The 23531-nt window shown below is 37.9% G+C and carries 22 protein-coding genes; 18 read left to right on the top strand and 4 right to left on the bottom strand.

The window, feature by feature from the left end:
• Positions 1 to 5 precede the first annotated feature (5 nt).
• Both AC59HZ_RS10440 and AC59HZ_RS10435 read left to right on the top strand, forming a co-directional pair.
• A complete protein-coding gene (locus AC59HZ_RS10440; RefSeq protein ID WP_496545733.1) occupies positions 6 to 1547 on the top strand; it encodes a xanthine permease in 1542 nt (513 codons plus the stop codon).
• A 24-nt stretch (positions 1548 to 1571) separates the two neighbouring features.
• Positions 1572 to 2024 carry a nucleoside deaminase gene (locus tag AC59HZ_RS10435; protein WP_496545732.1) on the top strand — a complete coding sequence of 151 codons (453 nt, stop codon included), beginning with the start codon at positions 1572 to 1574 and terminating at the stop codon, positions 2022 to 2024.
• Between the two features lie 135 nt (positions 2025 to 2159).
• On the opposite strand, the gene AC59HZ_RS10430 is transcribed toward AC59HZ_RS10435, so the two are convergent.
• Positions 2160 to 3044, bottom strand: coding sequence for an alpha/beta hydrolase (locus tag AC59HZ_RS10430; protein ID WP_496545731.1), 885 nt, complete (start codon positions 3042 to 3044; stop codon positions 2160 to 2162).
• Positions 3045 to 3373: 329 nt separating this feature from the next.
• Complete coding sequence (locus tag AC59HZ_RS10425; protein WP_496545730.1) at positions 3374 to 3691, bottom strand: hypothetical protein; 318 nt, start codon at positions 3689 to 3691, stop codon at positions 3374 to 3376.
• 266 nt (positions 3692 to 3957) lie between these two features.
• Between AC59HZ_RS10425 and AC59HZ_RS10420 the strand changes: the two genes are divergently transcribed.
• Together AC59HZ_RS10420 and AC59HZ_RS10415 are read left to right on the top strand one after the other, a co-directional pair.
• Positions 3958 to 4950, top strand: coding sequence for a VanW family protein (locus AC59HZ_RS10420; RefSeq protein ID WP_496545729.1), 993 nt, complete (start codon positions 3958 to 3960; stop codon positions 4948 to 4950).
• Between the two features lie 185 nt (positions 4951 to 5135).
• The gene (locus AC59HZ_RS10415; protein WP_496545728.1) at positions 5136 to 5861 is read left to right on the top strand and encodes a hypothetical protein; all 726 of its coding nucleotides are present in this window, start codon (positions 5136 to 5138) and stop codon (positions 5859 to 5861) included.
• 664 nt (positions 5862 to 6525) lie between these two features.
• Here the strand turns inward: AC59HZ_RS10415 and AC59HZ_RS10410 are convergent.
• A complete protein-coding gene (locus AC59HZ_RS10410) occupies positions 6526 to 7944 on the bottom strand; it encodes a sigma-54 interaction domain-containing protein (RefSeq protein ID WP_496545727.1) in 1419 nt (472 codons plus the stop codon).
• Positions 7945 to 8158: 214 nt separating this feature from the next.
• Here AC59HZ_RS10410 and pruA point away from each other — a divergent pair, with 214 nt between their 5' ends.
• The 11 genes from pruA to AC59HZ_RS10355 all read left to right on the top strand — a co-directional run bounded on the left by pruA (position 8159) and on the right by AC59HZ_RS10355 (position 19273).
• The gene (gene pruA / locus AC59HZ_RS10405) at positions 8159 to 9703 is read left to right on the top strand and encodes an L-glutamate gamma-semialdehyde dehydrogenase (RefSeq protein WP_496545726.1); all 1545 of its coding nucleotides are present in this window, start codon (positions 8159 to 8161) and stop codon (positions 9701 to 9703) included.
• 27 nt (positions 9704 to 9730) lie between these two features.
• On the top strand, positions 9731 to 10933 hold the full coding sequence (locus AC59HZ_RS10400) for an ornithine--oxo-acid transaminase (protein WP_496545725.1): 1203 nt from the start codon (positions 9731 to 9733) through the stop codon (positions 10931 to 10933).
• 102 nt (positions 10934 to 11035) lie between these two features.
• Positions 11036 to 12328: a Glu/Leu/Phe/Val family dehydrogenase gene (locus AC59HZ_RS10395; RefSeq protein ID WP_496545724.1), complete on the top strand. Its 1293-nt coding sequence runs from the start codon at positions 11036 to 11038 to the stop codon at positions 12326 to 12328.
• Between the two features lie 84 nt (positions 12329 to 12412).
• On the top strand, positions 12413 to 12667 hold the full coding sequence (locus tag AC59HZ_RS10390; protein WP_496545723.1) for a biotin/lipoyl attachment domain-containing protein: 255 nt from the start codon (positions 12413 to 12415) through the stop codon (positions 12665 to 12667).
• A 334-nt stretch (positions 12668 to 13001) separates the two neighbouring features.
• On the top strand, positions 13002 to 14444 hold the full coding sequence (locus tag AC59HZ_RS10385) for an amino acid permease (RefSeq protein ID WP_496545722.1): 1443 nt from the start codon (positions 13002 to 13004) through the stop codon (positions 14442 to 14444).
• Positions 14445 to 14539: 95 nt separating this feature from the next.
• Entirely contained in the window at positions 14540 to 14716 is a 177-nt protein-coding gene (locus AC59HZ_RS10380; protein ID WP_496545721.1) for a hypothetical protein, read from the top strand.
• 104 nt (positions 14717 to 14820) lie between these two features.
• Complete coding sequence (locus tag AC59HZ_RS10375; RefSeq protein ID WP_496545720.1) at positions 14821 to 15168, top strand: PadR family transcriptional regulator; 348 nt, start codon at positions 14821 to 14823, stop codon at positions 15166 to 15168.
• Positions 15149 to 15787, top strand: a complete 639-nt coding sequence (locus tag AC59HZ_RS10370; protein ID WP_496545719.1) for an HAAS signaling domain-containing protein — start codon at positions 15149 to 15151, stop codon at positions 15785 to 15787. Before AC59HZ_RS10375 ends, AC59HZ_RS10370 begins: the two co-directional genes overlap by 20 nt.
• A gap of 69 nt (positions 15788 to 15856) precedes the next feature.
• Positions 15857 to 17317 carry a DUF4153 domain-containing protein gene (locus tag AC59HZ_RS10365; RefSeq protein ID WP_496545718.1) on the top strand — a complete coding sequence of 487 codons (1461 nt, stop codon included), beginning with the start codon at positions 15857 to 15859 and terminating at the stop codon, positions 17315 to 17317.
• Positions 17318 to 17435: 118 nt separating this feature from the next.
• Positions 17436 to 18311 carry an ABC transporter permease subunit gene (locus AC59HZ_RS10360; RefSeq protein ID WP_496545717.1) on the top strand — a complete coding sequence of 292 codons (876 nt, stop codon included), beginning with the start codon at positions 17436 to 17438 and terminating at the stop codon, positions 18309 to 18311.
• Entirely contained in the window at positions 18308 to 19273 is a 966-nt protein-coding gene (locus AC59HZ_RS10355; RefSeq protein ID WP_496545716.1) for a hypothetical protein, read from the top strand. Before AC59HZ_RS10360 ends, AC59HZ_RS10355 begins: the two co-directional genes overlap by 4 nt.
• A gap of 334 nt (positions 19274 to 19607) precedes the next feature.
• Here the strand turns inward: AC59HZ_RS10355 and AC59HZ_RS10350 are convergent, their stop codons facing one another.
• On the bottom strand, positions 19608 to 20399 hold the full coding sequence (locus AC59HZ_RS10350; RefSeq protein ID WP_496545715.1) for a TIGR00266 family protein: 792 nt from the start codon (positions 20397 to 20399) through the stop codon (positions 19608 to 19610).
• 343 nt (positions 20400 to 20742) lie between these two features.
• Between AC59HZ_RS10350 and AC59HZ_RS10345 the strand changes: the two genes are divergently transcribed.
• From AC59HZ_RS10345 to AC59HZ_RS10335, 3 genes are all read left to right on the top strand, one after another.
• Positions 20743 to 22488, top strand: a complete 1746-nt coding sequence (locus AC59HZ_RS10345) for a SulP family inorganic anion transporter (RefSeq protein ID WP_496545714.1) — start codon at positions 20743 to 20745, stop codon at positions 22486 to 22488.
• A gap of 21 nt (positions 22489 to 22509) precedes the next feature.
• Positions 22510 to 22866 (top strand): ArsR/SmtB family transcription factor, encoded by a 357-nt coding sequence (locus AC59HZ_RS10340; protein ID WP_496545713.1) that lies wholly within the window; start codon positions 22510 to 22512, stop codon positions 22864 to 22866.
• Positions 22867 to 23217: 351 nt separating this feature from the next.
• Positions 23218 to 23418 carry a cold-shock protein gene (locus AC59HZ_RS10335; protein ID WP_026575162.1) on the top strand — a complete coding sequence of 67 codons (201 nt, stop codon included), beginning with the start codon at positions 23218 to 23220 and terminating at the stop codon, positions 23416 to 23418.
• The last annotated feature ends 113 nt before the right edge of the window (positions 23419 to 23531 follow it).

The raw sequence follows: 23531 nt of genomic DNA, 5'->3' as shown, positions 1-23531 counted from the left end.
TTTACATGGGAAATATATCTTTATGGAAAAAAGGAGACTTTGCAGCTTCCTTCGGTTTGTTCGTTAATGTTTTGACAGACTTTTTGGTTATGATCTCATTATTACTGACTGTAGTTGGGATGCCAAAAGAGTTTGTTTTTAAACAAATTGTTCCTGGCTTTGGACTTGCTGTACTTCTATCTGGCCTTGTTTTTGCTTATTTTGCATATAAATTAGCTAAGAAAACAGGTAGAAAAGATATTACCGCACTACCATCAGGTTCTAGTTCACCTGGTATTTTTCTTATCGTTTTTGTAATTATGCTTCCTCTATATCATCAAACAAAGGATGCTGCTTTCACAACTACAGTCGGTGTACTTTGGTGCTTCTTTGAGGCCACTATGCTAATAATAGGTGCATTCCTAGGTGATACTCTTAGAAAGTTCGTCCCGAGAACTGTATTGCTGGCAGCCTTGGCTGGTTTGGCATTTGTATTCTTGGGTATGAACCCAATGCTGCAATCTTTTGAAATGCCTGTTGTGGCATTTGTTGCAATTATCATCATCTTCATGAACTGGTTAAGTAAACATCCAATTTTCAAGAAAATACCTACGGGATTATTATTGATCGTAATTGGAACTGCTATTGCTTGGTTATTTGGATATCAAAGTCCTGCTGAGGTTTCTGAAGCTCTGAAATCATTTGGCTTTAATCCTCCTATGCTGCATTTAAATGGGCTTTTTGACCATATAGACGCTGCTCTGCCATATTTATTAACTGCTGTACCTCTAGGGTTGGCAAACTACATTTTTAATCTGGAAAACGTTGAAGCTGCTGCTGTTTGTGGGGATGAATATAAAACTAGAGACGTTATGCTTACAAACGGTATTTGTTCTGCAATAGGTGGCCTTTGTGGTAACCCATTCCCAGTAACGGTATATGTAGGTCATGCAGGTTGGAAAGAAGTTGGTGCAGGTATAGGCTATTCTATCGCTAGCTCTGTTGCCATCTTCTTATTATCGATTTTAAGTCTTATGGGTTTGTTGCTAGCTGTTATCCCAATTGCGGCTATTGTTCCGATGCTCGTGTTTATTGCGATTGTAACAGGGCATCAAGCTGTCAAAAACAGTCCGCAATTTGAAGTCCCAGTAATATTTGTATGTTTCTTCCCATGGGTTGCTACTTGGGCACTTACCGCTGTTAATAATGCAATTTCAGCTACAGGTATGTCTGTAGGGAATGCTGCCAATCAAGTTTCTACACTTGCCCTGCACAATTCTGGACTTTTCTACGATGGCTTGGTTGCTTTAGGTAATGGTGCTCCAATTACTAGTGTTCTTTGGGGTTGTATAGCTATATTTACGATCCGTAACACGCCTATTGGAGGCATAATAGCTGCAGTGTTAGGGGCCATTTTAACCTTTGTGGGTGCAATTCATACAAACACTATCGGATTTGCACAACCAACTGCTATGCCTTTCGTTTGGGGATATCTACTAATTGCAGGATTTTTAGTATATAAACTCTATGTAAATAAGAAAGAAAACATTGGTCCTGTTACAGAGTAAAAGTAAACTTGGAGGAATTAGGCTATGGATTACATTAAAATGGCAGTAGATGCAACGATTGAAGGAATGAACAAAAAAATTGGCGGACCATTTGGTGCCACAATTGTACGCAACGGTGAAGTTATTGCAGCTGTAAGCAATACAATGATGAGAGATACTGACCCTTCTGCGCATGCAGAGCTGGTTGCTGTTAGAGAAGCTTGTAAAAAATTAGGGACCTTTGATTTATCAGATTGCGTAATGTATGCAACTTGTGAGCCATGTCCGATGTGTGTTTCTGTCATGATTTGGGCGGGTATTAATGAGGTTTACTACGTTAATACAAAAGAAGATGCTAATAAGCATGGGTTTTCAGATATGCACCTGCGCAAATATTTAAAAGGTGAAGATGATAGTGTTATAAAAATGGTTAAAGTCGAACCAAGAAATGATTGCGATTACTTATTTGAGCATTTTCATAAGCTTAACGATAAGTAACAAATATTCGAAAAATTCCGGTCTGTAAAAATCGAAACTAATTGATGAAGATTTGGGACAAACTAGCCCTTTATAATAAAAAGCGACTTTAATATTCAAATTTATGAATGTTAAAGTCGTTTTTTTAGTGCTGCTTTATAGATCATCTTTTTCTGTAAGGTGAGTGTGTAGAAATTCAATGACTTGCTTTAGTGCACTTTGAACAATGGGATTATGGAATTCTTTATCAAATACATGTTCTCCGTTAGCGATGGTTATTAATCTTGCTTCGACGGACTGTTTTAAAATAGCAGCTCTCATAAAAACAGACTGCTCGAAAGGGACATCCGTATCTTTTGTACCATGTAACAAAAGTGTTGGCGGATACTCTTTCGTAACATTGTGTATAGGACAAAAAGGACGGAGTGCCTCTTTATTGACAGCAGGATTAATACCAGTGATTTCTTCAATCCAAGCTCCGTGTTGCCTTGCATACACATAAAGGAGGAATCTCTGCTCTACAGATGCCTCTGTAATCGGCTGATGGGTAACTAGTGCATGAGCAAGGTTTCTCGGAACAAGGTCCTTTTCAAGGTAATATTTACTCGGACTTGTTGCCCAGCCGCCTAATAGATCGCCATATCCATAAAAGGAGATAATTGCACGCGGTTTATGTTTAAATGTCCCTGCAGAAAGGGCCAAAAATCCACCAGCTGAACTGCCCACTACTGCAATCTTTTTTGGATCAATCGAAAATCGTTTTGCTCCTTCTGTTTGCAGCCAAAGAAGAGCGTCTTCAACATCCTCAAGGATATCTTGTAGTTTTGTCTCTGGGGCTAATCGGTAGTCGATTGAAAAAAGGGATATCCCATTATCTGTGTAAAGCTGGATCATTTCTTCTGTCATTTCTTCTCTTGTTCCCCAAACGAGCCCGCCCCCATGAATATAAATAACCACTGGAGAGTTCTCGCGGCTGGTTCCATAAAAATCAGCCTTAATGGAACAATCGTTAATTTCCTTGTATATTACTGTTTTCTTCATTCCTATTCTCACGTCCAAACATGATAGTAATTCCAGCCTTTTTCTAGTTGAATTTTCGTTATTAATTTGAAATCCTTTACATTAAGAATTGTATTCTCAAAAAGCTTTTAATTCATCGTCCACGCAGACCAAAAAGGAAGCCTTTCCTTTATACAAGTTGTACAATAGAGTTCTTTTTGTATAATGCCTAATCAGTAAACATGCTAAGTATCCATCTTTTCAACAGAAAGTCGAAATTATTCGCAACGGCTGGGTCCAAAGGGAGAGAATCAGTGGTGGGCCAAAAAAATATAGAACATACTTTGATGGTATGTTCTATATTTTTAAGTTTATTTCATCTCATTTAACGCTCTGTATATTTGGGTATACATACTGCCTTGAATGATATTTTCAAGAAAGAAATCACCAATAAGCTTAAGATATTCTTCATCATCAAACATCTTTTTATTTTGCAGTTCCATTTCAGCTAACCCTTCATAGGTCGATAGTAGTGCATATGTATGATCTTCCCCGGATATGGGAGTCAATATTTCAACCTTATGGTCATAATTTTCATTCCGAAATTTTTTGAGCTCTTTTAAATTATCAATCCCCTCTTTAAATTTATCCTGTTTGATTTCAAACGTCTGATAAACATACACAGACATTTTTAACACCCCCAATTAATTTCCAGTTTGATGTTAATATTTGCAAATCGGTCTTAAATATTCATAGGGAAAAATAGATAATGAGTTTTTCTCTTTTTTAGTACTTTTGTCATTATTTTATTTTCGGTAAAGTGATAGAATTGAAAATTAAAGATACAAGTTTCATATTTTCAATGCAATATTTTGGAATTATTTTGAAACAAAATTGTGGTTGAAAACGTCTAAGATTAAAACGACGTAAATTAGAAGGGGAAAAGCTAGGGGAAATGACAAAATTAAAATGGGCAATTTCATTTTTATTAGCAGGTAGTTTAATAGGTTTGGCAGGCTGTTCGGTGCAATCAACAAAAGAAAAGGTAGCACATGCAACGGAAAAGCAAGAGAAAAAAATAGTAAAGAAGGAAGAACCTAAGAAACAAGAAGAAGAGAAACCTGTTTTTGTTAATATTATCGACCCGAGTAGTAAAACGGTTATAAAAACAATTTCTCCAAAGGATATGGGATTTAAAACCGACATTGAAAAATATAAAGCTGAAATAGCAAAATTGGCGAAGGATTTTGCACGGGGAACAAAGGATATCCCTGGATATGATAAAAGAATGATTCTTGATAAATTGGATGCAAATGGTCAGGTTATCAAGGGGACTCCGCAAACCATTCTAGATGAGGATGAATTGACAGGAAAGATCCTCCAGCTTTCCGAAACAGGCGGCAATGTAGAAGTCCCGCTCTATGTAACTGCCAGTGGATATAAGGTGGAAGACGTATCCCAATTAGGGGAGACAGTTGTCGCCTCTTATACGACCCATTTTAATAGCGGGATTGTTGGCAGGTCAAAAAACATTGCTTTATCCGCAGCTGCTATTAATAATGTAATCATCGGTGTCCAAGACAGCTTCTCTTTTAATACGACCGTTGGGCCAAGTGATGCAGCCCACGGCTATCAAAAAGCACCTGAGATTCAGGATGGGAAATTAGTCGATGGGTTTGGCGGCGGGATTTGTCAGACTTCTTCAACCCTGTATAATGCCATTGATCAGCTGGCTGTCAGCTATATTGAAAAGCATCATCATTCCCTTCATGTCGGATACGTCCCTGAAGGAAGGGATGCAACAGTATCCTATGGAGGTAAGGATTTTAGATTTAAAAATACCACTGGTGTACCAATTGTCTTAAAAGCTATTGTAAGAAAAGGTTCTCTTACCGTTGAAGTAAGAACTTCAAATGCGTATAAAAGTCTTATTAAGAAAGCAATTTAAATAGGAAATCTTTATTTTTTAACCTTCGGCCAGCATCCTTAAAATGCTGGTCTTTTTATTTAAAGAAGTAAACCCATTTATTCTTGAATATTAAACCATCACTTGACTTGCTGCATATTTTGATTAATAACGGGTGAAATCGACTATAGAAAAAATATTTTAGCGGGTGTAGGGGGAACTATGGGATGGATCAAAGTAAATACGCCTCAATGAAGCAAAACTTTATTGAAGAAGCGACGAAAGTGAAAGAAAGTTTTGATACTGCTAAAAAAGGGCTCTTAGAAGAATTTGAAGTAAGAAAAATGGTTTTTGAGGCTGTCAATGATCGGTTTTTAAAAACGGAAGAAGCATTTTATCGGGGTGAAGTATCACAGGCAGAGTATGATCGAGTGAAAAGGGATCAAACACTAGTAGAAGAAACAATGAATGACTTAAGTAAAAAGCTTGATGAAATCAATAAGCTTATGGCAAAGCGTCTCGAAGTCGTTCTTGCAAAGCTTAATGACTTAAAAAAGGAATATGTCGATGAAATTAACCAAGAGAAGAAAAAATTAAAATATCAGTTAATGAAGGCAAAATATAACTATCTTCAAGATACAATCAACGCCAAAAAATATTTCCTTAAACAATTAAAACAGGCCAAAAAAGATTTTAATAAAACTTCTAAGGAGATTCATAAAACCTCACAAGAAATGAGTTCGGAAAATGATCTTCAGGAGATTATTCAGTCTTTAGGACTTGACTCGATTATCGAACTGCCGGACGATTTTCAAGTTGTCGTATCAGAAGTCATTGACGATGAAGAAACAGCGATAACAAAAGAGGAATTGCGTGATGCTTTACACTTAGGACAGATATCGACTAAATTAGAAAAAAAAATAAACAAAGCTATTCGCTTAGGGTTAATTTAAAGCTGTGTTAGAGGTAATGGCTGATTTTGAAACTATGTTGAATGGAGCGCAAATAAATAGCCAAATTAAAGAACCTTTAACAGCTCTATTTTCGATAGAGCTGTTAAAGGTTTTTGTAAGGATTATCTCGTTTCCTCCCAGTCCGTATAATTGCCGCTGCCTTGACACCCTGGACATTCAAAGGAATTAAAATATGCAAATTCATTATAAGGATAAACTGTATAACCTCTGCCTTGGCAATCAGGACATTTGCCTTGGTCTTTCATATTTGAAACATGATTTTGATATCTGGTCTCTTTCCATTGGTTAAATGAGTTGAGAAGTCCCATTTAATTCACCTCATCTTTTTACAATAGTATGGGGGAAAAATGGAATTTTTATGCTTGTATTTTCCATTTATCAAACTTCTTTATTATTGTTTGATAATATTTTATATGAAAAAACGCTCACTTTTGTGAGCGTCAGATTGTCGAGAAAGTGTATTTTTCTCGGCAATTTTTTATGAATTAATTGGCTCTGCTATCTGGCCTGTTGATTTCCGCTCCGGTCACTCGCTTTCCGCGGGGAGGCTCCCCGGCACGCCCGCGGAAAGCGAAGCGCCTGGAGCGCAAATCAACAGACTAATTTAAAAGCCAATCTACTTTTTACCAATAGGCTTTTCTTTTTAACTATTTCCAATGTTTAATTTCTTCATCCGATATTGCAGGCTTTGTCGGCTTAAACCTAGAAGGCCCGCAGTCTTAGAAATATTGAAATCATTTTTTTTCAAGACATGGTCAATATAAGATTTTTCAAATAATTCCATTTGGTCCTTTAATGGAACCGTGGTTTCTGCATTTTCATTAATAAAAGTATCTACAGTTGAAATAGGGATCATCCGTTCTTTCAACTGCATTCTACTGCGATACTGATAGGGTAAATGGGAGTAACGAATAATTTCCTCATCCATTATAATGTTCATCGCCGCTTCAATAATATGCTCTAACTCACGGACATTACCATGCCATTCATATTCAAAGAAGGATTGTTTAACCTCCTCAGATAACCCTTGAACATTCATATGGAAGCGTTCATTATATTTTTCGATAAAGTGCTCCACTAATAACGGTATATCTTCTTTTCTTTCTCTTAAAGGCGGAATAAAGATGGTCACCACACCCAGGCGGTAATATAAATCTTTTCGCAAATGATTATTGGCGATTGCATCAATCGGATCCTCATTAATATTGGCAATGACTCTGACATCAACAGGTGTATCTTTGGTATCTCCGATGCGACGTATCATCTTTTCTTGAAGAACACGCAATAATTTTGCCTGAAGATTTAAATTTAAGGAATTGATTTCATCAAGCAATAACGTTCCGCCTTCCGCCTGTTCAAATAATCCAGGGTGATCAGTTGCCCCTGTAAATGCTCCTCGCTTTGTTCCGAAGAGCAGACCTTCAATTAAATTGTCAGGTAAGGCTGCACAATTTTGCGAGATAAAGGGAGCAGATAACCGGCCGCTGGCATTATGAATGCTTTGGGCAAAAAGCTCTTTTCCTGTGCCGGTTTCGCCGACAATTAATACATAGGAAGAGGTACGGCTGGCACGGGTGGCCGCTTCGATGACCTCTCTAATAGCAGAGCTTTTTCCAATAATTTTATCAAACGTATACCGTGTAGACCCCTTATTCAAATTTCCCTTCATGAGACGTTCTAATTTCGTCACATCGTTTGCAATCTCGACAGCACCTTGCAGGGTATCACCTTGATAAATAGGGATGGTATTGTTTATCGTCGTGATTGCCTGGCCTTTATTATTAAAATAGGTTTGTTTAACGTTGGCAGTTTCTTTGCCTTCCTGCAGTGCTTTTACAAGAGTACTAGATTGGTCATCCTTAAACATGAACACATCTAATAACTTTTTATTGATAACGTCCTGAAAATCCATGGATTCCATTTGCATCATTTTTTTATTATAAATAATAGACCTGCCTGTTTCGTCTACGGCATGTACCCCGACATCGACCTCGTCTAATATCCGTTTATATATCCGATTTAAATATTGTAAGTAGTGGATGTTCTGATTTGTACTTTCCATGATGATTTCATTCCTTTTGTTTAATCCTTTATGCACCTATTTAATCAAAAAAAACGTTTTAATGCAAAGAAATTTTGCGTTATTGTAAAAATAATGCGGATTTGTGCAAAAAATAATGGCGAACGTGTTGTCAGAAACCCCATAAAACCGCAAAAATAATGTTGGCACGGAACTTGCATATTGTTTTAATGGAACAATAAAAGGGGGTAAAAAAATGCAAGCGTATTCTCATGAACCATTTACTAATTTTGCAGATGAAAAAAATATTAAAGCTTTTGAAGAGGCACTAGCATATGTCCAATCCCAATTAGGAACTCATTACCCAGTGGTCATTGGCGGTGAAAAGATTACGACGGAAGAAAAAATCGTTTCAATAAATCCGGCTAATAAAGAAGAGGTCATCGGAAGCGTTTCAATGGCCAATCAAGAATTAGCAGAAAAAGCGATGACTGCGGCATTGACGGCTTTTGAATCATGGAAAACATGGAAACCGGAGCACCGAGCCAATATCTTATTCCGTGCTGCTGCTATCATGCGCCGACGAAAGCACGAATTTTCTAGTTATCTAGTAAAAGAAGCTGGAAAGCCGTGGAAAGAAGCGGATGCTGATACTGCTGAAGCGATTGACTTCATTGAGTACTATGGCAGACAAATGTTGAAAATCAAAGAAGGTGTACAGGTTCAAAGCCGCGCAGGCGAGTATAACCAATTTAGCTATATTCCATTAGGAGTAGGGATCATTATTTCACCATTTAATTTCCCATTAGCGATAATGGCAGGAACCACAGTTGCGGCAATTGTTTCCGGTAATTCCGTTCTATTAAAGCCTGCAAATTCAACGCCAATTGTTGCTGCAAAGTTTGTTGAATTGATGCATGAAGCAGGGCTTCCAAGTGGAGTATTAAACTTTGTCCCAGGCAGTGGCGCACAAATTGGTGATTATCTTGTAGATCATCCGAAAACACGTTTTGTATCCTTCACAGGTTCACGTGAAGTTGGCTGCCGAATTTACGAGCGCGCTGCAAAGGTAAATCCAGGACAAATTTGGTTAAAACGCGTAATTGCAGAAATGGGCGGAAAAGACACTGTGGTTGTCGATAATGATGCTGATTTGGATTTAGCCGCAGCTTCCATTGTTTATTCGGCTTTCGGATTCTCAGGTCAAAAATGTTCTGCAGGCTCCCGTGCTGTCGTTCATCAGGATGTTTATGATGAAGTTCTCGAAAAAGCTGTTGCCTTAACGAAAACACTAAAACTAGGAAACACGGAATCACTTGAAACTTATATGGGACCAGTAATTGATGAGAAATCGTTCAAGAAAATAATGAACTATATCGAAATTGGTAAGGAAGAAGGCAGGCTCATGACTGGTGGAGAAGGAGACGACTCAACTGGTTACTTCATTCAACCAACGATATTTGCGGATCTAGATGAAAATGCCCGCCTGATGCAGGAAGAAATTTTCGGACCGGTTGTGACATTCTGCAAAGCACGAGATTTTGACCATATGATGCAAGTCGCCAATAATACGGACTATGGTTTAACAGGAGCCTTAATCTCAAACAACCGCGAACATATTGAAAGAGCACGCGAAGAATTCCATGTTGGAAACCTTTATTTTAACCGTACATGTACAGGAGCAATCGTTGGATATCAGCCATTTGGCGGATTCAATATGTCAGGCACAGATTCTAAAGCAGGCGGTCCTGATTACTTACTTCTTCATATGCAAGCAAAAACAACATCGGAAATGCTCTAATAGCATGTAAATAAGGAGGAAAAGATTATGAACGGAACAACAACAAAATCAACCACTATTATTGAACAAACTCAAAAATTCGGTGCAAACAATTATCATCCGCTGCCAATCGTTATCGCCAAGGCAGAAGGTGTTTGGGTGGAAAACCCTGAAGGACATCGTTACATGGATATGCTTAGTGCCTATTCCGCCGTCAACCAAGGGCACCGTCATCCTAAAATTATTCAAGCATTAAAAGACCAAGCAGATAAAGTGACCTTAACATCTCGTGCATTTCACAATGATCAGCTTGGACCGTGGTACGAAACAATTTGTAGGCTGACAAATAAAGATATGGCCCTTCCAATGAACACAGGAGCAGAAGCGGTTGAAACAGCACTAAAGGCTGCCCGCCGCTGGGGTTATGATGTGAAGGGAATTGCTGAAAATCAAGCTGAGATCATTGCGTGCATAGGAAACTTCCATGGCCGGACAATGGGAGCAGTTTCCTTATCCTCTGATCCTGAGTATAAACGCGGATTCGGACCAATGCTTCCAGGAATCAAATTAATTCCTTATGGCGATCTTGAAGCATTAAAGGCAGCAATTACCCCAAATACAGCTGCGTTCTTAATGGAACCAATTCAAGGTGAAGCTGGAATTATCTTACCGCCTGAAGGGTTCTTAAAGGCAGCATCAAACTTATGTAAAGAAAACAACGTCTTATTTATTGCTGATGAAATTCAAGTTGGGTTAGCTCGTACAGGAAAAATGTTTGCTTGTGATTGGGAAGAAGTAGAGCCAGATATGTTGATCTTAGGAAAAGCACTAGGAGGCGGCGTATTCCCAATTTCTTGTGTTGTTGCCAATTCTGATGTGTTAGGTGTATTTAACCCAGGTTCACACGGATCAACATTTGGTGGAAACCCGCTTGCTTGTGCTGTATCCCTGGCAGCATTAGATGTCATTGAAGAAGAAAAATTGGCGGAACGCTCTTTAGAACTAGGAAAATACTTCCTTGAACAATTAAAAACAATTAACAATCCGATGATTAAAGATGTACGAGGAAAAGGCTTGTTTATCGGTGTTGAATTAACAGAAGCAGCAAGACCATATTGCGAAAAATTAAAAGAAGAAGGCCTACTATGTAAAGAAACACATGATACAGTAATTCGCTTTGCACCACCGCTAATCATTTCAAAAGAAGAAATCGACTGGGCCATTGCAAAAATTCAAGCAGTATTATCGTAGTAACATTCAACAGGCTGATGTTAAAAGCCATTGTTGATTGGAGCGCAAATCAACAAACTAGTTTAACAGAAAACATATTTTATAATACGACGGGGTGCCGAAATGTCTGCTAACAAAGTGGTAGATGAAATTACGAAAGAACAGCAAAAAGAGCAAGAATCATTAAATTTATTTTTATCAACACAAACAGTCATTCAAAAAGCGCTGAATAAATTAGGCTATGCAAACGAAATGTATGAATTATTGAAAGAACCAATTCGTATGCTAACAGTTCGAATTCCAGTGCGAATGGATGACGGTTCGGTCAAAATTTTTACAGGGTATCGCTCCCAGCATAATGATGCGGTAGGACCAACAAAAGGCGGCGTCCGCTTCCATCCTGAGGTAGACGAAGAAGAAGTAAAAGCCTTGTCGATTTGGATGAGCTTAAAGTGCGGAATTACAGATCTTCCATATGGCGGCGGTAAAGGTGGCATTATTTGTGACCCGCGTAAGATGTCTTTTAGAGAGCTTGAAAGATTAAGCCGCGGATACGTTCGTGCTATCAGCCAAATTGTGGGACCAACAAAAGATATTCCAGCTCCAGATGTCTATACGAATTCGCAAATAATGGCCTGGATGATGGATGAGTACAGCCGTTTACGCGAGTTTGATTCACCAGGATTTATCACTGGAAAACCGATCGTATTAGGCGGATCTCAAGGTCGTGAAACTGCGACTGCCCAAGGCGTAACCATTTGTATTGAAGAAGCAGTTAAGAAAAAAGGTATTGAGTTACAAGGGGCGCGCGTCGTTATTCAGGGATTTGGAAATGCCGGAAGCTTCTTAGCTAAATTTATGCATGATGCCGGTGCAAAAGTTGTCGCTGTTTCTGACGTATATGGCGGCGTTTACGATCCGAACGGACTAGATATTGATAACTTGCTCGATAGAAGAGACAGTTTCGGCTCTTTCTCACAATTATTTAAAAATACGATAACGAATAAAGAACTGCTTGAACTAGACTGTGATATCCTTGTTCCTGCTGCCATTTCCAACCAAATTACTGCGGAAAATGCAGCGAATATTAAGGCATCCATCGTGGTGGAAGCGGCAAATGGACCAACCACACTTGAGGCAACAACAATCCTGACAGAACGTGGTGTCCTACTCGTTCCGGATATTTTAGCAAGTGCAGGCGGTGTAACAGTCTCCTATTTTGAATGGGTGCAAAATAATCAAGGCTACTATTGGTCAGAAGAAGAAGTAAATGAAAAACTGGCAAAGGTAATGGTTGGTTCATTTGAAAATATATATCAAACTGCTGAAACACACCAAGTAGATATGCGTTTAGCAGCCTATATGGTTGGAATTAAAAAAGTGGCCGAGGCATCAAGATTCCGCGGCTGGGTATAAAAACGCAAAAAAAATGGTAACTCATCTTTCATCTATATAAGAATCCGCTATGACTGTAACGAAATCAAAATAGGAGTGAAGAAATTGCAAAAGGTAAAGGAAACTATTTACAGTCCTTGTTCCGGCACCGTAGAAAAAGTTTTAACTGAGGAAAACAACCATGTTTATGAGTGGGAAAAATTGTTCCAAATTAAAACCCATAACGGTAAGATTGAAGAGATTTCGATTGGCATAAGCGGTCATATTACATCACTGCATGTAAAGAAGGGCCAGAGAGTTACCAAAGAAACTTCTCTAGCTATTATTCAAGATGATTTACTAATTACAGGCAGTGATTAAAAAAACATGCTCTTCCCATTTTAATGGGAAGAGTATTTTTGCGTTTAATGTGCAAAATATTTTTCAAATATGCAAAATAAATTGGCGGATTTGTTCGAAAATTATTCACAAATTAGGATTTTAAAAGTTGGCATAGAAATTGCATATATAAATAGTAGAAATAGTGATAAATTTAGAAAGATTTGGCGGTTGATAAATTTCGACAAATATTTTAATCTTTCATTTGTGCAAGGAATGTGAAATTCTTTCTTCAAACAAAAATTATCCTATTTTAGCATAACCCGTCTTTAATTTGAAAGCGCATTCTTCATCGAGGGAACAAGGGGGAAATTTAATGAATTTACCGGGAAACAATGCATCAAATGAATTACAAAGAACGATGAAGTCCAGACATCTATTTATGATTTCGCTAGGAGGGGTTATCGGATCCGGTCTATTCCTTGGCTCAGGATATACTATTAGCCAAGCAGGACCAACCGGTGCCATTCTTTCCTATATTGTCGGTGGCTTTATTATGTTTTTGACCATGGTATGTCTGGGTGAACTATCAGTAGCCATGCCGGTTTCAGGATCATTTCAAACGTATACGACCAAATTTATTGGACCGGGAACAGGTTTCGCGCTTGGATGGCTCTATTGGCTCGGCTGGGCTGTTACGGTGGCGCTAGAATTATTATCTGCCGGTCAGCTCATGCAAAGATGGTTCCCTCATTCACCGATTTGGATTTGGTGTGCGATATTTGCGATTCTGTTATTTGCACTTAATGCTCTTTCAGCAAAAGCGTTTGGTGAAGCAGAGTTTTGGTTTTCCAGCATTAAGATTTTAGCCATAATTATGTTTATTGTTTTAGGCGGCGCTGCCATGTTCGGTCTAATTGACATGAAAGGCGGACATGCTGCACCATTTTTATCTAATTTTACAGCACATGGGATCATGCCGCACGGTTTCACAGCACTAATCGTTACGATGATTGCGGTAAACTTTTCGTTCCAAGGGACCGAATTAATTGGTATCGCAGCAGGTGAAAGTGATGACCCGGAGAAAACTATTCCAAAATCAATTAGACAAACGGTTTGGCGTACACTGTTCTTCTTCGTATTAGCGATCTTTGTAGTAGCTGGATTAATTCCGATGGAAAAAGCGGGTGTCGTCGAAAGTCCATTTGTTGTCGTTTTTGATAGTATCGGTATCCCTTATGCCGCAGATATTATGAACTTTGTTATTCTAACTGCCTTACTATCTGTTGCGAACTCAGGCCTTTATGCGGCAACACGTATGCTTTATGCGATGTCTAAAGAAAAAATGACCAGTCCAAAGCTTACAAAAGTAAGCAAAAGTGGAGTTCCAATTAACGCTTTATTTTTTACAATCGGTATTGCACTATTATCCTTACTTTCAGGGTTTTTTGCAGAAGAAACAGTCTTTATGTGGCTACTCTCCGTAGCAGGATTAGGGGCACAAGTCGGATGGATTTCCATTACAGCCTCACAAATTGCTTTCCGGAGAAAGTTTATTCGCGAAGGCGGTAAAGTGGAAGATCTTAAATTTAAGACACCTTTATTTCCACTTCTTCCGATTATTGCATTAGTCTTAAACGTTTCTGTTCTTGTTAGTTTAGCGTTTGACCCTGCCCAAAGACTCGCACTATATCTTGGCGTACCATTTGTGGTTGCGTGTTACTTGATCTATCACTTTAAAATTAAAAAGAATCGTGAACAGGACGGAACGGAAGAACAAGAACTTCAGCTTCAGGACAACAAAAAAATGATTATTTAATATCGTAAAAACGCTTGGGGTGCAGTTCACAATTTCCAAGCGTTTTTTTTGGATATTCCTGCCCAAACTTCAAACAATAACATCGAGGTGATGAAATGGGAAATTGGAATGAACAGGCAGCTCCGAATAATAACCTTCCGCCAAAAACGATTCGGTCATCAGAAATGATGTTGGGGGACAAAGCAAATCATGCGTTCAAAGAGGTATTATCAGATGGCGGTGAGAGAGACCAGTTCATTAAGCGCCAAGAAAACGACCTAAAAATGAAATAGAAAAAAACAGTGACGATTGAAATTTTCGTCACTATTTTTCTTTACAAATGAATTGGAACGATGTAGAATTTCTATGTACCTAATATTTCTAGGTAGGTGAGAAAATGTTTAACCGCGAATTAGTGAAAGGCAGTACCTCTTTAATTTTATTGCAATTATTAAATGAGCGCGATATGTACGGCTATGAATTAGTGAAAGAGCTGGAACAGCGCAGCGATAATGGCTTGAGCGTGAAAGAAGGGACCTTATATCCTGCCTTGCACAAGCTAGAGAAGCAGGAGTATATTGAATGCTACTGGCAGGAGCAGGAAAAAGGTCCAGCGCGTAAATATTATCGGATTACAAATGCCGGTAAAGAACTGTTAGATGAGAAAACTCGCGAATGGCAGGATTTTGTTCAAGTTATGAATAAAGTAATTGGGAGATCGAAGCATGGAACGGTCAAAGATTAGGTTTCTTGAAGAATTATCAAAGGGATTGATAAACCATAAAGAAAAAGAGAATATTCTTCTTGAATATGAATCCCATATTGAAGAAATCCTGATTGAATCCAATGATTGTCATACTGAAGCTGAAATCTATGATAGAATCGTCTCCCGTTTGGGCAGTCCTGATGAGATATCTGGCTTGTGGAACGAGGAGCTCTCGGTTACGCCAAGTAATATGAAATTGGTGTTCATCCTGTTAAATATTATCTTTTTCGGTGGAGGAAGTTTATTAACTTTAGCCCATAATCTTTATCAATGGGAATGGCTGTCTGTCCTTTGGCAACATTTAACCTCTATTCCTATTCTAATTGCCATTTTATACATGTTTTTTTGGGCATTACTCGGATATGAAATCGGCAAAGGTTTTGGTCATAGGGGGAAAACCCTTTTAAGAAAAACATTCTTACTTTCTCTAATCCCTAACTTATTGTTAATGGTTCTGACAGTATTTGAAATCATACCTCATTCCTGGTTTGCACCATTATTAACGAAAACATTTATTTTTGCTTGTATCATTTTTACCATTTTTCTTTATCCAATTAGCTGGTTTGGCTACCGCTGGGGAAGGAAAGCATCGATATAAGCAGTTTTTTTTGATTATATACCTAGTAAAACTATATATATAGAAATTCTACATGAAAGAGGGATGACGGTGGAAACGAAAATTAGTAAATCAGATTGGCTTTTTTTAGTTTTTTGCTTACTGCTTGGTATTTTAGGGGAAGAAGCATTTTTTCGGGGTAAAATTGGAATTTCTTATTTTGTATTTATTGCAGGTTTCTACGCGGTATTTTTTTGGCGTTACCGCCGATACACTTTTTCCCATCAAAGAATGGGCTATCTGATCCTTTGTTGTATTTGGCTCTTGTCTGCAAGCTTTTTCTTGAATGACAACGAGGTTACTTATGGACTCAATATTATGGCTATTCCTTGCTTGGTCATCTTTCATCTTGTTTTAGTCACCAGCCCGAAACATATGAAGTGGAATCAACTTGGGATGATTCCCTATTTATTTTCCATGCTTTTAGATTCAGTAAAATATAATGCGGCTTTTTCTGGTGTATTTGCAAAGGGATTGAAACAAGGTGTTGACGAGAGGAAGACCGTCATATGGAAAAAAGTACTTATTGGATTGGTCATTTCACTGCCTGTTTTAATTATCGTACTAAATTTACTCATGTCGGCAGATGCGCAGTTTAAACGGATGATAGGCGGAATACCGGAGTGGTTTAACGTCATCGATTTGGAAAGTATTTTTAGGGTTGTAATTATTCTCTTCTATACCGCGGGCTTTTTTGGATTCATGCAGATCCTTTTAAAAAAACAAATAAAAGTTATCAAACAAACCGCTAATGATCAAGGTTCCAAGCTTGATTCGATTATTACCATTACGGTTTTAATTGTAATCAATGCGGTATATTTATTATTTACAATGGTTCAGTTTAAATATTTCTTCAGCGGCTCTTTGCAAGGGGATTATACGTACGCAGAGTACGCACGAAAAGGCTTCTTTGAGCTATTGTTTGTAACGCTGATAAATTTATCGATTACAGTAGTAGTACTGACTGTCGTTAATCATGGGACTAATTTTGTAAAGCGGTTCATGCAAATTTTGCTTACAATTTTGGTATTGGCTAGTTTTGTTATGCTCATATCTGCTTTTATGCGTTTAGGCATGTACGAGGACGCCTATGGATTCACCTTTACTAGGATACTTGCCCATTCGTTCATGATATTCCTTGTTGTCATTTTCATGTATACATTGGTAAAGGTCTGGGTTGAAAAACTGTCATTGTTTCATTTTTACTTTATTTCATCTTTAATTTACTTCACAGCCATCACAATAATAGACTTAGATAAAATGGTTGTGAAGGAGAATATGGATCGCTACACGGAAAGCGGGAAGATCGATATTTACTATCTAAACAACCTATCCTACACAGGTGTGATGGGATTGATTGACCTGTATGAAAAGGATAAATCAATAAATGGGTTAGAAGGAATATTGTTTAAACGGAAGCAGCAGGCCCTAACAGAAAATAACCCTTGGCAGTCATATAATTTAAAAAGAGAGCAGGCTTTCGCAAAACTTAAAAAGCTTGATTTAAACTAGAAAAAAAGCGTGCAAAAAAAATTTGCATGCTTTTCTTTTTTTTGTGTAACTTTTTCATAAATATTTCGTCTTTCTAAATTGCGAATATTTTAAAAAGTTGATTTTTGTGGGGGATGAAATGAAACGATTTATACGTAATATTATTCGACTTGTTTTGATTATTGCCGGGTTCCTATTTATTTTTAAACTTCCATTCTTATTAGGAATTGGAAAAGATCATGTTGTGTTAAATTTTAAAGCATTTTTTGGGGGTGTGAAGTCAGATTTTCAATCTTTATTTCGAATAAAGGATGCTGCCTATCTGTCGTTTTTTAAGCAATTGAACATTGCGGAAAGTTATCAGTATTCAATTACGATTCTATTTTTTAGTTTAATCTTTATTATTTTCATGGGTTTGGTATTTGCAGTTTTGGTTATGCTCGCACCAGAGAAGCTGAGAAATAATTTAAAAAGTGGTATTAACTTTTTTGAAGCAGTTCCAGATTTATTAGTGATTTTTTTATTTCAGTTTTTTGTCATAATTCTCTATAAAAAAACAGGCATTAAATTTTTACAGTTATATGGTGTTTTTGGTGCAAAGCCGTACTTTGTCCCAATCATGACAGTCTCCTTCCTGCCTTTATTTTTATTGATACAGTTTTTAATTAAGGTTATTACCGATGAACAATCCCAGCAATACGTGCTCTATGCGAAAGCCAAAGGAATCGGACGCCTTAGAACCCTGATTTTACATATTATGAGAAACGTTTTTCCACTTTCTGTATTACAGCTTAGGACCATTGTTTGGGTATTACTTTCCAATATTTATTTAGTTGAATATTTGTTTAACATTAATGGATTTACGCAGCAATTTTTTAAAATCATTTCTATGGGAGGAGATTTCGTCTCGCTCGTAGTCTGTTTGTTAATGTTTTCGCTTCCATTGGTGTTCATTGAAGCGGCAGGCTGGACGATTTCAAAGTTAATAAGAGGGAAGGAGCGTGTAACGATATGAAGAAATATAAAAAAACAATAATCGGCTCTTCCTTACTACTTCTATTGTTATTAATGAGTATTTTCTATCCTGCCTACGGACCGAAAGATTATAATCATCAGGTTTTAGTTAAAAATGAACAAGGCCAGATCATTGGCAGGGCTCCGTTTCCACCTTCCGAAAAGCATATACTTGGAACCAATCGAAATGGTGAAGATATCCATTGGCTTTTGCTATATGGGGCAAAATTCACGCTTATTTCTACATTTGGAGTCGCCATATTAAGGGTATTAATTGGTGGATTATTGGGGATTTTTCTATCAATCTGGACCCCTTTTTTAAAAAGTTATGTGAAGGACTTTTTCCTGCCCTTCCGTTATATCCCTTTAATTCTCATAGGGATTATTTTAATGATTCCAATTGTAGGGGATTTTAATAATGTTGCAATCTCATCGATTGTTACCTATCAAATTATTATTCTCGTTTTTATTGGTGTCCCATCTGTAACAATATTCGCATCAGATGTAACAGATGAGTTATTAAAAACATCCTTCGTTCAAAGTTCAATTTTGATGGGTGCTGGTAAATTTCATCTTATAAGAAGACAATTGCTGCCCTATTTACGTTCTTACAGCGTTTTATTTACCGTTCAGCAGCTTATCAGTACGCTTCAGATAACGATGCAGCTTGGGCTGTTTGGTATGTTTCTCGGTGGAAGGAATAGGGCGGGAATCTTTGGAATTGATGACCCAGATAATCCGCCGCCACATCCTGCAACAATCACTAACGAATGGGCCGGATTAATCGGCCAGAATTTTAATGAATTTTTGCTTGCTCCCTGGACGATCTTTTGTCCTGTGATAGGGTTTTTTATTGTCATTGCTATTGTTAATATGATTAAAAAAGAATTAGAAGAAAACATGAATGGCCTGCGAGTTGTGAAAAAGAAAGAAAAAAAGAAAAATGAAGGGGTCCTGGAATAAGGAACAGGGTGTAAGTTAAACTGGATAGTGAAAAAAACCGGACCTCGGTCCGGTTTTTTTATTGAGGAAGAAGGAATTCTACAAAAATTAATGTGTATTCTACAAAAAAATAGGGGGATTCTACAATATTTTGAGTGCATTCTTCAAATTATTAGGAGTATTCTACAAAATGAAGTGGGATTACCCCGAAATTAATAGGTATTCTACAAAAAAATTGAGAGATTCTACAAAAATAAGTGGATATTCTACAAAAATTAAGCGGTATTCTACAATTTTTGACTTGTATCGAAGCACAAAAAAAGCAGGATCTTGATGATCCTGCTCATGCTTATTATTAGTCCCCACTAAACATATCAAAGATCCCTTTAGCAATACTGCCCTCATCTTTACTGCCGCCGCGAGAAGGGGCTGCAGCAAATACACGGCTGGCAAGACGACTGAATGGCAGTGATTGAATCCAAACAGATCCTGGACCACGCAATGTAGCGAAGAATAATCCTTCACCGCCAAACAAGGCAGTTTTAACGCCTTTAACAAATTCAATATCATAACCTACACTGCTGGTCATTGCTACTAAACAACCAGTATCTACCCTAAGAGTTTGGCCGGGTAGGAGGTCCTTTTTAATAATGGTTCCGCCGGCGTGAACGAATGCCAACCCGTCACCTTCAAGCTTTTGCATAATAAACCCCTCCCCGCCGAAAAAGCCTGCGCCAAGTTTCCGTTGGAATTCTATTCCAACCTGAACGCCTTTTGCTGCTGCAAGGAATGCATCTTTTTGACATATGATTTTTCCGCCATATTGGGTTAAATCCATTGGAATGATTTTACCAGGATATGGAGAGGCAAAGGAAACCCGCTTTTTTCCAGCTCCTGCATTAGTAAAGGTAGTCATAAACAAGCTTTCACCTGTAAGAACACGTTTACCTGCACTAAATAGTTTACCCATCAGGCCGCCGCCGCCGCCTCCAGATCCATCACCAAAAATGGTCTCCATATGTATGTCATCTTCCATCATCATGAAGCTACCCGCTTCTGCTACAACCGTTTCATGAGGATCAAGTTCTACTTCTACGAACTGCATATCATCGCCATAAATCTTGTAATCGATTTCGTGATTGTTCATTGTAATCCCTCCAAATTTTAAAATGTCCACCTCCTTACATTATAAAAAATTCAGGAAAAATATACTATTTTTAAATGAAGATAAAATAAAAAGACGTCTGTCAAAAACAGACGTCTTTCGCGTATTGAGGCGAAAAACCACACTCCACAATGTGTTCCTAAAAGGAATGTTTTTCGGCTTACACAATTCAGCTCATCGCTTAACTATCTTAACATTAATGGGCACCAGAACACAAGCTAAAAATTTTGGTTTATTTTTCAAACAAAATTCTTGATAGGATATATGAATTATTATATATTCAAATAATCAGATATACTAAAATAAAAAGATAAGAAGGGTTCATATGTTTAGTGACAATAGGTTCCATCAATATTCATTAAAAAGCGTACCAAAGGACTTGCTCTCAGGTTTGATTGTCGGAGTTATCGCAATTCCACTTGGTATGGCGTTTGCCATTGCTTCAGGGGTGAAGCCGGAGTATGGAATCTATACGACGATTGTTGCAGGGATTCTCATCTCTCTGCTTGGAGGATCGAAATATCAAATTGGCGGTCCTACCGGTGCATTTATTCCAATTTTATTCGGAGTGGTAGTGTCTTACGGTTATGAAAATCTCCTGATTGCTGGGTTTATGGCCGGAGTTATTCTTCTCTTGATGGGAGTTCTGAAGCTTGGGTCACTCATTAAATATATCCCTAGACCAGTAACAATCGGGTTTACTGCAGGGATTGCGGTTACGATTTTCACTGGACAATTACCTAGTTTCTTAGGTTTAGAGGGAATCAAGAAGCATGAGGAATTTATACGCAACATTGAAGAAATCATTGTCCATCTTAACTCAACGAATGTTTTTAGTATTATCACAGCACTCATATGTATAATAACGGTTATTTTTACACCAAAAATTGCACCAAAGGTTCCAGGTCCGCTTATTGGCTTAATTGTATCCACACTTGCAGCAACCTTGTTTTATCCCTCACAAGTCGCAACCATTGGAACGGCATATGGAGAAATTCCAAGTACACTGCCTGCACTCCATATACCGAACCTGAATATTGAGCAAGTTATGAAATTATTGAAGCCCGCCTTTATCATTGCGATGCTTGGCGGAATAGAATCACTTCTGTCTGCTGTTGTGGCCGATGGGATGACAAATAGCCGGCATAATAGTAATAAGGAATTAATCGGGCAGGGAATCGCAAATATGATCACCCCATTATTCGGCGGTATTCCTGCAACTGGAGCGATTGCCCGGACAGCTACAAATATTAAAAATGGTGCTGTTTCGCCATTTTCAGGGATCATTCATGGGATTGTTGTTCTGCTTGTGCTGCTGTTTTCTGCACCATACGCTTCATACATCCCACTTGCCAGCATGGCACCTATTTTAATGGTCGTCGCCTGGAATATGAGTGAAAGGAAGGTATTTGCTCATATATTAAAAACAAAATCGACAGATTCACTAGTACTCTTAGTTACGTTTTTATTGACCGTTTTTGTGAATTTGACAACCGCTGTTGAGGTGGGACTTGTCATGTCAGCCCTTTTGTTCACTAAACGGATGAGCGACCTAATGGTCACGGCGAAGGCCTTGCCTAATCGAAAGCATAAAAATGAAAAAGTAGAGACTGGCATGGTCACTGATACACATGACTGTCCGCAAATCAGCATCTTTAATGTCGAAGGTCCTTTATTCTTCGGTGCAGCCGAAACATTTGAAAAAACCATCATGAGCACAATAAACTACCACCCCAAAATTTTATTGCTGCGAATGAGCAGGGTCCCGTTAATGGATACAACAGGTGAAGCGAATTTATCTAGTATTGTTCATCATTTTTCGAAAAATGGTATAGTATTGATATCAGGCTTAAATGGCCAGCCGGAAAGCGTTCTAAAGAGAACTGGATTGTTTCAAACGATTGGCGGAGATCATTTTTTTGAGCATACTGGAGAAGCCATTCAATTTGCCCTGGAGCAAATTAATAAAAATAAATGCCTTGGCTGTAAGCATTTTGCATTCAGGGAATGTAAGAAGCTATCTGCCACTGAGGCGGTAGAAGATAGGAAGGGACTAACTGCTACCATCTAATAATATTTAGGAGTGGAAGAATTGAATCTTGAAATGCAGCAGTTTAAAGCGGATTTTTTTAAAGCACTGGCGCATCCTTTGAGAATCCGCATTTTGGAGCTTTTAGCAGAAGGGGATAAAAACGTCAACGAAATCCAAACTCTGGTTGGCAGTGAAGGCTCTGCTGTCTCCCAACAGCTTACGATCTTGAGAGCCAAAAATATTGTTACAGGAACTAAAGAGGGAAATAAGGTCATTTACACACTGAAGGACCCGATGATTATTGAACTGTTGGCTGTTGCCAGACAAATCTTTAATAATCATCTTGTTGATACCATTACAATATTGGATAAATTTAAAGAAGAAGATGAAGAAGAAGCTATGGTGCCGAAGAATTAAAATCTTCGGTCTTTTAGTGAACAACAGAAAGCGATTACAAATATTTTTCGACAAAATCCTGCACGGTCATTGTCTCGATGTATAAAGCAATCAATTTATATAGTAAAATTCCAAACAGAAATTGGCAGATATGTAGAATTGTGTTGGTTTATGTCAATCTTGGATTTATTGACATATAGGCCTAAAAGCGTTATATTTTAAACAGCCGTTGCACGAGATTAGATTTATGTTACATGCTTGTTCAAAGTTTTAACCGATGTTTGGATGAGGAACTGAAGTAAAGCTATCACGTTGTAATTTGGTGAATTTTACACATGGCTTGTATGCAAGCCAATAGGAGGATATTTTTACATGAAAAACGGTAAAGTAAAATGGTTTAATTCAGAAAAAGGTTTCGGTTTCATCGAAGCAGAAGACGGAAACGATGTATTCGTTCACTATTCTGCAATCCAATCTGAAGGTTTCAAAACTTTAGAAGAAGGTCAAGAAGTTTCTTTCGAAGTAGTTGAAGGAGCTCGTGGACCACAAGCTGCTAACGTAACTAAGAAGTAATTTAAAAAAACCTATTATAACAGTCCGGTTAATTGCCGGGCTGTTTTTTATTTTATAAAAAACATACCCTTCCTTCCAGTAAACTGCCAGCATTTCCAAGACCTTAATGTATG

This window comes from Neobacillus sp. DZ-9 (genome assembly GCF_059587065.1).
Note: the sequence above shows the minus strand (reverse complement) of the source record. Positions and strands in the feature narration are given on the sequence as shown.